General features: G+C 64.7%; 14 protein-coding genes. 7 read left to right on the top strand and 7 right to left on the bottom strand.

Going from position 1 to position 13,361, the window contains the following annotated elements:
* Positions 1-106: 106 nt before the first annotated feature.
* From C404_RS32530 to C404_RS32515, 4 genes are read right to left on the bottom strand one after another with little or no spacing between them, the layout of a single operon-like run.
* A complete protein-coding gene (locus C404_RS32530; protein ID WP_037010884.1) occupies positions 107-778 on the bottom strand; it encodes a Crp/Fnr family transcriptional regulator in 672 nt (223 codons plus the stop codon).
* Between the two features lie 40 nt (positions 779-818).
* Positions 819-1,454 carry a 2-hydroxychromene-2-carboxylate isomerase gene (locus tag C404_RS32525; RefSeq protein WP_021192866.1) on the bottom strand — a complete coding sequence of 212 codons (636 nt, stop codon included), beginning with the start codon at positions 1,452-1,454 and terminating at the stop codon, positions 819-821.
* Between the two features lie 9 nt (positions 1,455-1,463).
* Positions 1,464-2,147 carry a 3-oxoacid CoA-transferase subunit B gene (locus tag C404_RS32520; protein ID WP_021192865.1) on the bottom strand — a complete coding sequence of 228 codons (684 nt, stop codon included), beginning with the start codon at positions 2,145-2,147 and terminating at the stop codon, positions 1,464-1,466.
* 30 nt (positions 2,148-2,177) lie between these two features.
* Positions 2,178-2,942, bottom strand: a complete 765-nt coding sequence (locus C404_RS32515) for a CoA transferase subunit A (RefSeq protein ID WP_021192864.1) — start codon at positions 2,940-2,942, stop codon at positions 2,178-2,180.
* A 242-nt stretch (positions 2,943-3,184) separates the two neighbouring features.
* On the opposite strand from C404_RS32515, the gene C404_RS32510 reads away from it, so the two are divergent.
* Together C404_RS32510 and C404_RS32505 are read left to right on the top strand one after the other, a co-directional pair.
* On the top strand, positions 3,185-4,405 hold the full coding sequence (locus tag C404_RS32510; RefSeq protein ID WP_021192863.1) for a cation:proton antiporter domain-containing protein: 1,221 nt from the start codon (positions 3,185-3,187) through the stop codon (positions 4,403-4,405).
* 38 nt (positions 4,406-4,443) lie between these two features.
* Positions 4,444-4,998: an NADPH-dependent FMN reductase gene (locus C404_RS32505; protein WP_021192862.1), complete on the top strand. Its 555-nt coding sequence runs from the start codon at positions 4,444-4,446 to the stop codon at positions 4,996-4,998.
* 434 nt (positions 4,999-5,432) lie between these two features.
* On the opposite strand, the gene C404_RS32500 is transcribed toward C404_RS32505, so the two are convergent.
* The gene (locus C404_RS32500) at positions 5,433-6,107 is read right to left on the bottom strand and encodes a hypothetical protein (protein WP_021192860.1); all 675 of its coding nucleotides are present in this window, start codon (positions 6,105-6,107) and stop codon (positions 5,433-5,435) included.
* Positions 6,108-6,417: 310 nt separating this feature from the next.
* Between C404_RS32500 and C404_RS32495 the strand changes: the two genes are divergently transcribed.
* Positions 6,418-7,140, top strand: a complete 723-nt coding sequence (locus C404_RS32495) for a GNAT family N-acetyltransferase (protein WP_021192859.1) — start codon at positions 6,418-6,420, stop codon at positions 7,138-7,140.
* A 139-nt stretch (positions 7,141-7,279) separates the two neighbouring features.
* On the opposite strand, the gene C404_RS32490 is transcribed toward C404_RS32495, so the two are convergent.
* A complete protein-coding gene (locus C404_RS32490; protein WP_021192858.1) occupies positions 7,280-8,908 on the bottom strand; it encodes a membrane protein in 1,629 nt (542 codons plus the stop codon).
* A gap of 155 nt (positions 8,909-9,063) precedes the next feature.
* Positions 9,064-9,519, bottom strand: a complete 456-nt coding sequence (locus C404_RS32485) for a FlxA-like family protein (RefSeq protein WP_031328742.1) — start codon at positions 9,517-9,519, stop codon at positions 9,064-9,066.
* 290 nt (positions 9,520-9,809) lie between these two features.
* Between C404_RS32485 and C404_RS32480 the strand changes: the two genes are divergently transcribed.
* From C404_RS32480 to C404_RS32465, 4 genes are read left to right on the top strand one after another with little or no spacing between them, the layout of a single operon-like run.
* Positions 9,810-10,631, top strand: a complete 822-nt coding sequence (locus C404_RS32480) for an ABC transporter ATP-binding protein (protein WP_021192856.1) — start codon at positions 9,810-9,812, stop codon at positions 10,629-10,631.
* A complete protein-coding gene (locus C404_RS32475) occupies positions 10,615-11,445 on the top strand; it encodes an ABC transporter permease (protein ID WP_021192855.1) in 831 nt (276 codons plus the stop codon). Before C404_RS32480 ends, C404_RS32475 begins: the two co-directional genes overlap by 17 nt.
* Before the next feature lie 39 nt (positions 11,446-11,484).
* Positions 11,485-12,489 (top strand): ABC transporter substrate-binding protein, encoded by a 1,005-nt coding sequence (locus C404_RS32470; protein WP_021192854.1) that lies wholly within the window; start codon positions 11,485-11,487, stop codon positions 12,487-12,489.
* Between the two features lie 20 nt (positions 12,490-12,509).
* Positions 12,510-13,304: an IclR family transcriptional regulator gene (locus C404_RS32465; protein ID WP_031328741.1), complete on the top strand. Its 795-nt coding sequence runs from the start codon at positions 12,510-12,512 to the stop codon at positions 13,302-13,304.
* Positions 13,305-13,361: the final 57 nt, after the last annotated feature.

Genomic DNA, 13,361 nt, shown 5'->3' with positions numbered 1-13,361 from the left:
CAGTGCGTGTGCCGCAGCGTAACGATCTTGTCTTGTTGTGCCGCGATTCTAGCGGCTGCAGGTCGTTGCGCTGAATGAAGATTCCATAACAATGCGGCAGGTGTGATCAGGCGCCGTAGCTGCGCAGCCGATCGAGGTCCACCACCGTCACGCCGCCGTATTCCAGCCGTACCACGCCGTCTTTCTCCAGCGCCTTCAATGACTGGTTGGCAACCTGCCGCGTCATGCCGGAGAGCAGGCCGAGTTCTTCCTGCGTGATCTCCAGATGGTCGCCCGCGCCGGGATAAAGCACCGGGTTGAAGAGCGAAGCAATACAGCGCGCCAGGCGCGGCGTGACATCGAGCAGGCGGTCGTATTCGAGCAGCGCCATGAAATGGCCAAGCCGCTCGTTGAGCTGCTTCACCAGGAAACGATTGAAGGCCACGCTGTTCTCAACCAGCCACATGAAGGTAGCGCGCTCCATAAAGGCCATGCGCGTGTCGCGCAGCGCGACGATGTCGTAGCGGCGCGGCTCGTTCTTGAGCACTGTCCCCTCGCCAAACCAGCCGCCAGCCGGTACGCCCGTGAACGTGACGCTGCGCCCCTCGGGCGATACCGTGCCGATCTTGATCAGGCCCGTGACCACGCCCGTCCAGCTTTCCAGCAGTGTGTTCTTTGGGCAGATGCAGGCGCCGCGCGCGTAGGTTTTTTCGACGATGCCGGCGCACGCACGGTCGGCCTCGTCGCTGGGCAGGTCGATCGACCAGGCAGCAATGTGCGCCAGCCGCGCGCGGCTGATGCCGGGGCGGGAGTCGCTGGGGTTTGCGTGGATAGCGTGTTCAGCCACGTTGAATGCCTACTGGCAACGTGCTCACGCGCAGCACTTCGGGTGTGGCAAGCCAATCGGTGGTGAGGCACTGCACGAACATGTCGGTTGCGTCTTCACCCCAGAATAACTCGCCGTTGTGGACCAGCGTGGGCACGCCAAACACGCCGAGTGCGATGGCGGCATCCGTGTGCGCACGCAGGGCGTCTTTCACGGCGGGTTGGTCGACAGCCGTCGCGCCCGCCGGAAAGCCGACGGCCTCGCACAGCGCGGCAAAACCCTCGGGCGATGCGACATCGTTGCCATCCCGCCAGATGTGCCGGAACACCGCGCGCACGGCATCGAGCGAGCCATCCATCGCAAGCGTCAGCCGCAATGCCTTGATCGGGTTGAACGGATGCGCGGGCGGCATGCGAAACGGCATGCCGAGTTGTTGCGCGCGAAAGAGCGCATGCCGATACGTGAACACCCGCTTGGCGCCGATCTCTGCCGGGCCCTTCTGGCCCCAGTGGTTCAGGAGTGCGCCCAGCACAATCGGGCGCGGGCGGATGACGATGTCGTGGTCTTTCTGCAGCCGGTCGAGCTGCTCGAGCTGCAGGTAGGCAAACGGCGAGATGACATCGAAGAACCAGTCGACGGTGGTGGGCATGAACGTTCCTCAGGCCTCAAGCGGTATGGGCGTCTGCAGCAGCGGCGCCAGTGTGAAGGGGGCTGCCGTCATGGCGCGAATGTCGGCGAGTGTCGCATGCGAGAGGATTTCACGCAGCACGAGCCCCGCGTCGGTCACATCAAACACCGCGTGCTCGGTCACGATGACCTTGACGCAGCCCTGGCCCGTGAGCGGCAGCGTGCAGCGCGGCAAGATCTTCGAGTTGCCATGCTTGTCGGTATGGGCCAGCGCGGCAATCACCTTGCGCGTGCCGTAGCACAGGTCCATCGCCCCGCCGATGCCGGGCCACCACTTGCCGTTGCGCTCGCACGCCCAGTTGGCCAGGTTGCCCAGCGCATCCACCTGCAGCGCGCCGAGGATGGTCACGTCGATATAGCCGTTGCGCATCGCGCCCAGCGACGTAGCAAGGTCCATGATGGCCGCACCGGGTGGCAGCGTGATCGGCTCGCAGCCGGCGTTGGTGACGTCGCTGTCGATGGCGTCCAGCGCTGGGCGTCCGCCAAAGCCGAAGGCGCCGTTTTCAGTGTGGAAGATGACGCCGGCATCGGCATCCAGATAGTTGGCCGTGAGCGTGGGGATGCCCAGGCCGAGGTTGACGACTTCGCCCGCGCGCAATTCCTGCGCGCAGCGGGCGGCAATGCGTTGTTTGGGGTGCTCGGGTAGCGGCTGCATGGCGGTCTCCTTGTTCGTGTTGTCGGCCGATCAGGCCTGCGCGGCGGCCGGCAGACGGCCGAGCTTGGTCCAGTGCTGCTTGTAGAGCGCATGCTGGTCTTCCAGCGACAACCCTTGCACCACGGCGTTGACGAACACGCCCGGGCACCCCACGCGCTCGGGCGGGATCGTGCCTACCTCTACGATCTCGTTCACCTCGACGATGGTGTAATCGCCCGCCATGGCGATGTCACGCTGGTTCTGCAGTGCCGTGCCGCGAAACTCCACATTGCCGAAGGTATCGGCGCGCCAGCCCTTGATGATCGATACGTCGGCGCGCAAGGGCGGCTCCACGAAACAGGTCATGCCATTCACGGTGAGCGTCTGCTTGGGGGCGCCACGCGCGGGGAACATCCCCGGCTGGTCGAGGATGCCCACGCCCACCGGCACGAGTGCGCCGCCCAGGCCCATCGCGCCCGCGCGCACTTTCTCGGCCCAGGTGCCCATCGGGAAGAATTCGGCCACGCGCACGCTGTCGCTCAGGTAAGCCTGTGTCGATTCATCCGTGGTGCCGACGTGCGTGCCGATGTACTCCGCCAACTGGCCCGAAGCAAACAGTCTGGCCTTGAGGAAGCCGCCGCGCAGGCCCGCCGTATTGGCGATGAGCGTGAGCTGGTTGGTGCCGCTGGCGAGTAGCGCCTCGATGCAGCAGGCGGGCTCACCGGCGCCGACGAATTCGCCCAGCATCAGCCGGCTGCCGCTGCGGACGTGGGCAATGGCCTCGTCCACGGAAAGGACCTTGTTGGCGTAGCGCATGTGTTGTCTCCTGGTCTGCCCGGCGGGAGCGGGTCTGCGGCGCAGTGTAGGAGCGACATTCCGGCGGCGATGTCTTCTGCATGACATTTGCTTCGTAAGGTTTGCCAAGCCGCATCCCTTATAGTTGTGACGCAACATGAACAAATCGGCGTCGCCGTTGTCGCACAAGGGCCCGCAGGCCCGATCCCGCTGTTCCGCTGGTCCACCCCGTCTTTCCATCCGCCCCAACTTCACAGGAACGCATGCACGTCGACACCCCGCTCATCTCCACCGTCATCGGTGGCCTGGTGCTGGCTTTCATCTTCGGCACCATCGCGCATCGGCTGCGCTTGCCGCCGCTGGTGGGCTATCTGGTGGCAGGTGTGGTTGCCGGGCCGTTCACCCCGGGGTTCGTGGCGGACCAGAGCCTCGCGCCGCAACTGGCCGAGCTGGGCGTGATCCTGCTGATGTTTGGCGTGGGGCTGCATTTCTCGATGAAGGAGTTGCTGGCGGTCAAGTCCATCGCCATTCCGGGGGCGCTTGGGCAGATCGCACTCGCCACGCTGATGGGCATGGGGCTGGCGTGGCTGCTCGACTGGAACTGGGGCCCCGGGCTGGTGTTCGGGCTGGCGCTGTCGGTGGCCAGTACGGTGGTGCTGCTCAAGGCGCTGGAAGACCGTGGCATTGATAGCTCGCACGAAGGCCATATCGCCGTCGGCTGGCTGATCGTGGAAGACCTCGTGATGGTGGTGACGCTGGTGCTGCTGCCGGCGCTTTCCGGCGCGCTGGGCGGCGCGGGTAGCACGACCGTGGGCGCGTGGGACATCATCAAGGTGCTGGCCATCACGCTGGGCAAGGTGGTGGCGTTTGCCGCGCTGATGCTGGTGGTGGGCCGCCGCGTGATTCCGTGGATGCTGGAGCGCATTGTCATGACCGGCAGCCGGGAGCTGTTCCGCCTCGGTGTGCTGGCGACCGCGCTGGGTGTGGCTTACGGCGCGACGGTGCTGTTTGGCGTGTCGTTTGCGCTGGGGGCGTTCTTTGCCGGCATGGTGCTGGCCGAATCCCCCTTCAGCCAGCGTGCGGCGGAAGAGTCGCTGCCGCTGCGCGACGCCTTCTCGGTGCTGTTCTTTGTGTCGGTCGGCATGCTGTTCGACCCGAGCGTGCTGGTGGAAGACACCTGGGCGGTGCTGGGCACGGTGCTGATCGTGGTGGTGGGCAAGTCGCTGGCGGCGTTTGCGGTGGTGCGCGCCTTTGGCCATGCCAACCGCACGGCGCTCACGATTTCTGCCAGTCTCGCGCAGATCGGCGAGTTTTCGTTCATCCTGATTGGTCTGGGCATCAGCCTGGAGATCCTGCCGGTGCGTGCCCGTGGCCTGCTGCTGGCGGCCGCCATCCTGTCGATCTTGCTGAATCCGTTGATGTTCGGCCTCATTGATCGTCTGAACAAACGTGCTGCGCTGGCCGAGCCGGCGCGGGCGGAATAGGGCGCTACCCCTGAACCTTTGTCGAGCGAGGAGTCCTCATGAGCAATCTGACTATCGGTGTCATCGTCGGCAGCCTGCGCAAGGCGTCGTTCAACCGCCAGCTGGCGCACGCGCTGATTGGCCTGCTGCCAGCCGGCGCCACCGCCAAGATCATCGAAATTGGCGAGTTGCCGCTGTACAACCAGGATCTGGACGGCAGCCTTCCCGAGCCGGTACAGCGCTTCAAGGCGGAGGTGGCAGGGGTGGACGCGCTACTGTTCGTCACGGCGGAATACAACCGCGGCATTCCGGGCGTGCTGAAAAATGCGATTGACTGGGGTTCGCGTCCGTACGGCCAGAGCGTGTGGGGCGGCAAGCCGGCGGGCATTGCGGGGGCGTCACCGGGGGCGATCGGTACGGCCCTGGCGCAGGCGCAACTGCGCAACGTGCTCTCGGCGGTGGGCGTGCAGATCGTGCCGTTGCCGGAGGTGTTCTTCCACTTTGCGGGGGAACCGTTCGACGCCCAGGGTGGGGTCACGGATGCACGAACGCGCCAGTTCCTGCAGGGGTTTGTCGATCGATTCGTCCAGTGGGCGGAGGCGAAGGGCGCCTGAGACGCGCCTGACGAACCCATCGACTTGAATACAAGGCCGGGCGGGAAGGGGTCCTGCTCGGCCGTTTTTGCTTCTGGGGCGGGGTCGAGCCCGATTCGGGCTTTAGGCCAGGAAGGAGGCTGCGCTGATGAGCCAGCCTGCTGCGACGCAGCTTGCGATCCAGGCAGCCATGACGGCGCCAATGTCGAACCATTTCATGATTGTTCTCCTTACAACACTTGCATGGATGTCCAGGCAATCGATGTCTGGACAACTGGAGCGAAGTTTAGGTGTTGCAATGCGGGAGAACAATATGGTTCGGGGTGAACAGACTGTTCCAAAGGTAACAACAAATTTCAAAGCTTGCGTGGCGCGGCCTACGCTTGTGCACTGGCCGGCCGACGCTCGTGGGAGTGATGTTGCCGCGCAACAAAATCCACGGCTTTCAGCGCGGCCTATTTCATGCGGAAGGTGGCGGCCACCGCTTCGGCAAAGCGGGATTCCTCGGCAAACGCGGGTTGGTTGTGCCCCGCCGCACCGAACACCCGCAGCAGATACACCGCACCGTTTCCAAAGAAGGCATAGCCCCGAACCATCGCGGTTTGGTTGTTGGCGGTATGCCACTCGCCTTCCCAGTAAATCACGCGGCGCTCGCCCAGCGAGCGTTGTGCGGGGGTTTTGCCGCGGATCAGGCGTGTGGCCCAGATGGGGCGGTCGCCATGCACGCGCGATTCCATATGGTTGAGCAGGATTGCCAAGTGGCGCGGGGGAATGCTCTCCAAATACTGCGGCGTGCCTTTTTCGAAATCGGATTTGCGCACCGTGACCAGACCAAAGCCCTCAGCGGGCGTCGCTTGTTGCGCAAACACCAGGCGTGACGGCCCGAATGGCGAGTTGATCGTCCCGGCAACCGAGGGGATGGGCGCGTCCTCGTTCAACTGAAGCGGCCCCCACGTGCGCGGCAGGGCAACGGTTGCATCCGTGTCAACGCGTACGGTGATCAGGTTGGCGAACTTGGGGCCAGCCAGCGCAGGGCTGCATGGCGCCAGGCAGGCAAGCGCAATCCACAGCGTGAAGGCATATCCACACCGGCCGTGCCGGCAAATCCACCCATTGAGCAATGGCGCCATGCGTGGGCTCCTGAAAGAAGACAGCTGGCCGAGGCGTTGGCCGATGAACGGTGCATCCGAATGCGGACGCGCGCTTGCCGTGCGGCAAAGCGCGTGCCCGCGCCGTTTCCTGGCGCTGTCCTCCCCCGGCCCTCAACATATCGACGCATGCTGTTGAGCGCTATTGCCACGTAGCGGGGCGCCGAATGGACTAATCCACTTCAGGCGCTGCCGGCCGTGGTTCCATCGCGCTGAGGGGGGATGGCTCTTTTCACAGAACCATGAGATTCGGTACGGTCTGCCGTATTGATGTCCGCACCCATGGTTTCGTATGACTGCCACCACGCTTAACCCCTACCAACAACCCATCGGCAACGCCTTGCCGAACTGGAGCCCCCGACCGCTGCCGCCGCATGTGCCGTTGGCTGGCCATTACTGCCGGCTGGAGCCGCTGGATGCCGCGCGCCATGCCGACGCGTTGTTCGAGGCCTTTGGCCACGCGCAGGATGGCCGCGATTGGACCTACCTGATGGAAGGCCCGTTTGCCGATGCCGGTGCGTTTCGTGCCTATATCGAGCGCATTGCGGCCAAGCGTGATCCGCTGCAGTACGCGGTGATCGACGCGCGCACCGATCGCGCGGTCGGCACGCTGGCGCTGATGCGCATCACACCGGATCATGGTGTGGTCGAGGTGGGTGCCGTCACGTTCTCGCCCTTGCTGCAGCGCACGCCGCTTTCAACCGAGGCGCAGTTTCTGCTGATGAAGCACGTGTTCGACGATCTTGGCTATCGCCGCTACGAGTGGAAGTGCGACACGCTGAACGCGCCGTCCCGTCAGGCCGCGCTGCGGCTGGGCTTCGAGTTCGAAGGCATCTTCCGTCAAGCGGTGGTCTACAAGGGTCGCAGCCGCGATACCGCGTGGTTTTCCATCATCGATGCCGATTGGCCCCAACTGCGCGCCGTGTTTGAACAATGGCTGCTGCCCGATAACTTTGACGCGCAAGGCCGTCAACGGGTGTCGCTTGCCGCGTTGCGCGCTGGCCAATCCGCGTGAGCGCTGTTCGACCAGTCGGATCCGCTCGGCCTGGCGCTCATGCGGATGGACGCTTGCCGCGTCCTGACAAGCAGGTGTGCCGGCAGCCTCTCTACTGAAGCGCTGGCCGTGCGCCGCCCGGCCCTCGGAAAAGAGGCGGTTACAAGTCTGGGGCAGACGTGGCTGCGTACATGCCGCGCAAGGCGAGTGCGCGTTCAGCTTCCGGCAGGGCCAGGATGGAATGCGCGAAACGGATCAGGGCCTGGCAGCGCTCGGCGGGCGGTGTTGTGTGCCGCAGCGCGGGCAAGGTCAGCACACGCTGCTCCTGCAGTGGCAGGGCCGCTATGGCCAGTTGCAGCGCGGGCAGCGCTTGCGCGCGGGTGACGACGGGCACATGTTCCGGGTCTGCCGCCTGTACCAGATCGGAGAACAGGGTTTGCTCACGCGCGATCAGTGCACGCGGCAAGCGTGCGGTCGCGGCGACGGCATCGGCCGTGCCATCCAGGTAAGCGACACAGGCTTCGGGGCTCAGGCGTTGCAGTGCCTGGGCCTCGTCAATGGTCAGCTGCGCGTTGGCAAACAGCAGCACGTCTGGTGCGGTAGGAATGAGTGCGCGATACAGCTTGGCCGACTGGGTATGCAGCAGTGCCATGACCTCGGCGTCGCCGGCATTGCGCTTGAGGGCTTGCCACACGGTGTCGAGCAGGCGGTTGAAGTGCGCCGGGTACTTGCGCTCCAGTGCCGCATAGAGCGCGACGCTGCGCAGCTCGGCGGCCCACGCATCGCGCGTGGTGAACTGCGTGTTCATGGTTGCGTATTCCCCACCGGGTGAGGCGCGCGTGACGACATGGTTGTCCAGCAGCTCCTGTGGGCTGGGGAACCACATGTGGTCAAACGGCGTGCCCTCCACGCGGCGGATGAACGCGTCGGGCAAGCCGGCGGCGGCATAGGCGCGCCATAACTCGCTGTCGGTGGCGCCGGGCATCTGGTCATGGTCGGCGCCCACCGCACGCGGGCGATGGAAGCCGAGGCGAGCGCCTGGCGCGGCGGCGCGGTCCTCGCCCGCAAGAAAGGCGATCGTGCAGGCCGAAGCGCAGGCGCGTTCCACATAGGTGCGCAGATGGTGGCGACGAATGACATCGGCCACCAGTGCGCCTTCGCGCAGCCAGCCGCCCTCGGAGCGCAGTACAACAGCGGTGGCGTTGGGCGCGCGGCGCAACGCAGCTTCCAGCGCATCGGCTGCGCCGTCGTTCATCCCGCCGGTGAAGAGCACCGCGCGGCCGTCACGTTGTGGCACCACGGTAAAGGGCGACGCGGCTTGCTCGCCGAGCGCCGTGCGCAGGTGTGCCTGCAGGCGCGGCAGGTCATTGATGACACGTGAGCCTGTGCCGATGGCACCCAGCGCAATCATCAGTTTGGCAACGAACGGCCACAGGCTCGTCATCCCCGCTAGCTGGTTACGCGCCTGTTCTCGGTCGGCCGAACGCCATGTGCCGACCACCGCCCAGATCCACAGCATCACACCCAGCACGTAGATCAGCAGCAGCGCCGACGAGGCCGCGCGTGCCGGCGCATTGTGTGCCAGGGCGTGCGTGACGCCAGCGCTCAGCGCCATCACACCAAATTGCATCAGCGCGGTGTGCAGCCAGTACGAGCGGACGAGGCTGTAGTCACCACGCCAGTGGCGGGCGAAGAAGTTGCGGGACGGCACGCGCGCTGGCTGTGGGTCGGCAGGCGCGTTCGGGTCTGTCGGTTGAGCGGGGGGAAGGGCGTCGCTGGCGGCGGTCATGCGGGTTCTCGATACCGCACCTATCGCGGCAGCGCGGCGATTGTCGCTGTTGCCGATGCATGCCGGCCTCCCCTCGTTGGGAGGGTGTGGCTGATGCGCGAAGTGGAGATCAGCAGGGGCGACATCAAAGCAGTGCCGCCGCCGAGCTCCTGCCGTCAGACCCTGACTGAAACCAGGGGGGGCTCTGCTGGTTCGATGGCTTCGGCGCTGGCCGGATGGGTTGCCTGGGCGGCTTTCTGCGCTTGCAGCCGGGCATCGGTCAATGACGACGAGCCGGTGACCTTGTCAGTCGTCCGTGCCTTGGCCGCAACCTCGGTCTGGCTGGAACTCGATTCGCTGTGAAGGTTTTCCAGCTGGGTCTGGGCCTGCTCCAGACTCTTCTGGGCCTGCAGGCGTGCGATCTGCGCCTGCACGATCTGGATCTGCTGGCTCAGGAGCTGGGCCTGCTCTTTGGCTTGGTCGGGGGGCAGCCCTTGGTTGGGCAAATCCGCCATCGACTTCTGCAGGTTTTTGAGCTGGCGCTGCAGGCGTTCGATTTCTGAGGCCGAACTCCCGCCGCCCGAGGCGCCGGTGCCCGCAGTGCTGGAAACGGAGGAGGAAGAGAGTTGCATCGCCATCTCGCTAGTCAGTACGTCCTTGAACGGGAGGCGGGCGGAAAACTTTAGGGCGGCTTAAAAATATTTCCCACCATCCGGATTGTTCATAAATTCTATTAGATAGAACTATGTTCCTTCAAAAAGAACATTTATGGGAAAATTTGCGTCATTATTGCGTGGTGCCCGGGGGGGCTTGCCTGGTTTACGGGTTTACGCGCCTTATTCTGGTTGATGTGTATGTATAAAATAGAACTATATTCCAGCACACAGAACGCACGGTGATCGGCGCGTTCAAGGAGACGCCCATGCTTTCCTCTTCCCAGGCCGCCAGCGGTCGGCTGCACGGCGGCCTGCCAGCGGTTCAGCTCAATCAGGTATCGGTACGGTTCGGCAGCTTCACGGCCGTGCAGGGCGTCGATCTGTCGATCGGTGAAGGCGAGTTCGTCGCGGTGGTGGGGCCCACCGGCTGCGGCAAGAGCACGCTGCTCAATGCCGTGACGGGGCTGCTCAAGCCGGCCGGCGGCACCGTCAACGTGTTTGGCGAGCCGCTGACCGGGCTGAATGGCAGTGCCGGTTTCATGATGCAGCAGGACTCGCTGCTGCCCTGGAAGACGGCGCTGGATAACGTCGCGCTGGGCCTGGTGTTTCAGGGCATGTCGGTGGACGAGGCCCGTGAACGCGCCCGCCCCTGGATGAAGAAGGTCGGCCTGGCGGGCTTTGAAGCGCGCTATCCGCATCAACTGTCTGGCGGGCAGAAGAAGCGCATCAGCATGGCGCAGACGCTAATCCTCTCGCCCAAGATCGTGCTGATGGACGAGCCGTTCTCGGCGTTGGACGTGCACACGCGCCACCTCATGCAGAGCGAACTGCTGCGCCTGTGGCAGGAAGACCGCAAATCGCTGCTGTTCATCACACACGACTTGGAAGAGGCGATTGCCCTGGCGGACCGCGTGGTGGTCATGTCCGCAGGCCCCGCCAGTCGCCCGGTCGGCGATGTGGAAATCACGCTGCCGCGCCCGCGCAACGTGTCTGAAATCAACATGTCCGACGCGTTCATCCGCCTGTATCGCGAGATCTGGTCGATCCTCGGCACCGAAGTGGAGAAAAGTCATGCCGTCCAGCACTAACGTTGCGCCTGCCATGAGCACGCCGCGCGCGGGTCTCGCGCACAAGACCAAGATCCGCCTGTTTCAGCTGGCCGTGGTGGTGGTGCTGTTCGGCGCGTGGGAGGGCTTCGGCCGCACGGGCGTGATTGATCCGTTTTACTTCTCGATGCCGTCGTCCATCGTCGCGCGCGTCTGGGAGTGGTTCACCGGCGGCGACATCTACACGCACCTAGCCATCACGCTGGCCGAGACGATTCTCTCGTTCGGCATCGGCACGTTGATGGGGATCAGCCTCGGGTTGTGGTTGGGTTTGTCGAAGCTGGCCGCCGAGGTGCTGGACCCATTCATCAAGATCGTCAACGCCATCCCGCGGATTCTGCTCGCGCCCATCTTCGTGATGTGGTTCGGGCTGGGGCTGACCTCCAAGGTGGCGCTGGGCGCGACCATGGTGCTGTTTATCACCTTCTTCAATACCTACCAGGGCGTGCGCGAGGTGAACCCGGTCATCCTGGCCAACGCGCGCCTGCTCAAGGCCAGCCGCATGAGCCTGCTGCGCCATGTGTATGTGCCGTCCGCCACGAGCTGGATTCTCTCCAGCCTGCGTGCCTCCGTTGGCATGGCGGTGATGGGCGCGATCGTGGCCGAGTACCTCGGTTCCTCCGCCGGCCTGGGCCACCTGATTGCGCAGGCCGAAGGCGTGTTCGATGCCACCGGCGTGTTCTCGGGGATCGTCGTGCTGTCCGCTTTCGTGATCGCACTGGACCGCAGCGTGGATGCGCTCGAAGGCAAGTTGCTGGTGTGGCGCCCGAAGGCGGACCCCGAAGTTGGCACATGAGCCGGCGCCTGACCCAATACAACATCTACGGAGACAACCATGAAGCGATGGATTTCGGCCCTGCTATGCGCGGCCGTCTGGTCGGCGGCCAACGCCGCCGAGCCGGAAAAGAAGGACGTGAGCCTGTCGGTCGGCTCGATGATCCTGAACTACATGCCGGTGCCGCTCACGCAGTCGCTAGGCAACTTCCAGAAGGAAGGTCTGAACGTGAAGGTGGAGAACTTCCAGGCCGGCGGCAGCAAGGCGCTGCAGGCGCTGATTGCCGGTTCGACCGATGCGGTGGTGGGCTTCTATGACCACACCATCCACATCCAGGCGCAGGGCAAGGACATCGTCTCGGTGGCGCTGCTCAACATCACGCCGGGCATCGTACTGGCGGTGCGGCCCGATCTCGACATCAAGAGCGGCAAGGATCTGAAGGGCAAGAAGATCGGCATCACCGCGCCGGGTTCGTCGACGGACTTGTTCGCGCGCTACTACGCCATCAAGAATGGCCTGCAGGTGAATGACGTGTCGTACATCGCGGTGGGGTCGGGCGCGCCGGGCATGGTGGCGCTCGATCGCAAGGAGATCGACGCGCTGGTCAACTTCGACCCTGTGGCGAGCCTGCTGGAGAAGCGCCGCGCCGCCAAGTTCCTGGTCGATACGCGCACCGATGCCGGCTCCAACGCCGTGTTCGGCGGCCGCTACCCGACGGCCACGCTCTACGTCACGCGCGACTTCATGACCAAGAACCCCGAGACCGTGCAGCGCCTGGTGAACGCCTTCATCCGCACGCTCAAGTGGATCGACGCCAACACGCCCGAGGCCATTGCCGACAAGATGCCCAAGGAACAGCAGGTGGGCGGTCGCGATGTGTTTGTTGATGCGTTGCGCCACTCCAAGCCGATCTTCTCCAAAGATGGCCTGATGACCGATGCCGATGCCAAGGTGGCCCTGACGGTGCTCTCCAGTTACGACGAAAAGATCCGCAATGCCAAGATCGACCTGGCGAAAACGTACACTAACCGCTTCGTCGACCAAGCCTTGAAGACGGTCCAGTGAGCCGCCTTCCCAACATCGTCATGACTGCAGAACGCCAAACCACTCAGAACGAGACCACGTCCGCCGCCAATGAGGGCGATGCGGTTACGCCGGGGCAATCGGGTGTGGCTGCGCTGGACCGCGCGTTCTCGATCCTGTTTGCGTTCCGCCCGGGCGATTACGCGCTCACGCTGGCTGAGCTGGCCGCACGCACCGGGCTCTACAAGAGCACGATTCTGCGGCTGGCCGGCTCGCTTATCCAGCACCGCATGCTGTTCCGCCTGGAAGACGGCCGCTACCAGATTGGCGCTGCGCCGTTGATGCTGGGCGCGCTCTACCAGCGCAGCATGCGCCTCGCCGACGTGGTGCTGCCGCACATGCGTGCGCTGGCCGAGGCCACGGGCGAAGCCGTGTCGCTCTACATCCGCGAGCGCGACGTGCGTGTGTGCCTGCACCGCGTGGATTCGAACCATTCGATCCGCGACCACGTGCGCGAGGGCGATGTGCTGCCGCTGGAGCGCGGCTCCGGCGGGCGCGTGCTGTGCGCGTTCTCGGGCATGCAGGGCGCCACGTACGACGCGATCCGGCGCGATTACTACTACGTGTCGATTGGCGAGCGCGATCGGGAAACGGTCGGCATCTCGGTGCCGGTGTTCGGTGCGCAGCAGGCGCTGCGCGGGGCGCTGTGCCTGGCGGGCCCGGCTTCGCGCATCGACGGTACGTTGCTGCAGTCGTGGCGCGCCCCGGTGCTGGAGCACGCCGCGCAAATCACCTCCACGCTGGGTGGCGACCCCGCGCCGTTGCGCCACGCCACTCAGCTCATCTCTAAACCCTAGGCGCCGCCAAGACGCCCAATACCTCCTGCATGGGTGAGAGGGGGCGAGGGGCGGAGC

This window comes from Ralstonia sp. AU12-08 (genome assembly GCF_000442475.1).
Classification (GTDB): Bacteria; Pseudomonadota; Gammaproteobacteria; order Burkholderiales; family Burkholderiaceae; genus Ralstonia; species Ralstonia insidiosa.
The sequence above is the reverse complement of the archived record's forward strand: the minus strand, read 5'-3'. Positions and strand labels throughout refer to the sequence as shown.

Excerpts from the sequence above, each read along its gene's own strand:
- C404_RS32465 (WP_031328741.1), top strand. The coding sequence starts at position 12,510 with ATGACTGCAGAACGCCAAACCACTCAGAACGAGACCACGTCCGCCGCC.
- C404_RS32480 (WP_021192856.1), top strand. The coding sequence starts at position 9,810 with ATGCTTTCCTCTTCCCAGGCCGCCAGCGGTCGGCTGCACGGCGGCCTG.
- C404_RS32515 (WP_021192864.1), bottom strand. The coding sequence starts at position 2,942 with ATGCGCTACGCCAACAAGGTCCTTTCCGTGGACGAGGCCATTGCCCAC.
- C404_RS32510 (WP_021192863.1), top strand. The coding sequence starts at position 3,185 with ATGCACGTCGACACCCCGCTCATCTCCACCGTCATCGGTGGCCTGGTG.
- C404_RS32495 (WP_021192859.1), top strand. The coding sequence starts at position 6,418 with ATGACTGCCACCACGCTTAACCCCTACCAACAACCCATCGGCAACGCC.
- C404_RS32475 (WP_021192855.1), top strand. The coding sequence starts at position 10,615 with ATGCCGTCCAGCACTAACGTTGCGCCTGCCATGAGCACGCCGCGCGCG.
- C404_RS32490 (WP_021192858.1), bottom strand. The coding sequence starts at position 8,908 with ATGACCGCCGCCAGCGACGCCCTTCCCCCCGCTCAACCGACAGACCCG.
- C404_RS32520 (WP_021192865.1), bottom strand. The coding sequence starts at position 2,147 with ATGCAGCCGCTACCCGAGCACCCCAAACAACGCATTGCCGCCCGCTGC.
- C404_RS32500 (WP_021192860.1), bottom strand. The coding sequence starts at position 6,107 with ATGGCGCCATTGCTCAATGGGTGGATTTGCCGGCACGGCCGGTGTGGA.
- C404_RS32485 (WP_031328742.1), bottom strand. The coding sequence starts at position 9,519 with ATGCAACTCTCTTCCTCCTCCGTTTCCAGCACTGCGGGCACCGGCGCC.
- C404_RS32470 (WP_021192854.1), top strand. The coding sequence starts at position 11,485 with ATGAAGCGATGGATTTCGGCCCTGCTATGCGCGGCCGTCTGGTCGGCG.
- C404_RS32505 (WP_021192862.1), top strand. The coding sequence starts at position 4,444 with ATGAGCAATCTGACTATCGGTGTCATCGTCGGCAGCCTGCGCAAGGCG.
- C404_RS32525 (WP_021192866.1), bottom strand. The coding sequence starts at position 1,454 with ATGCCCACCACCGTCGACTGGTTCTTCGATGTCATCTCGCCGTTTGCC.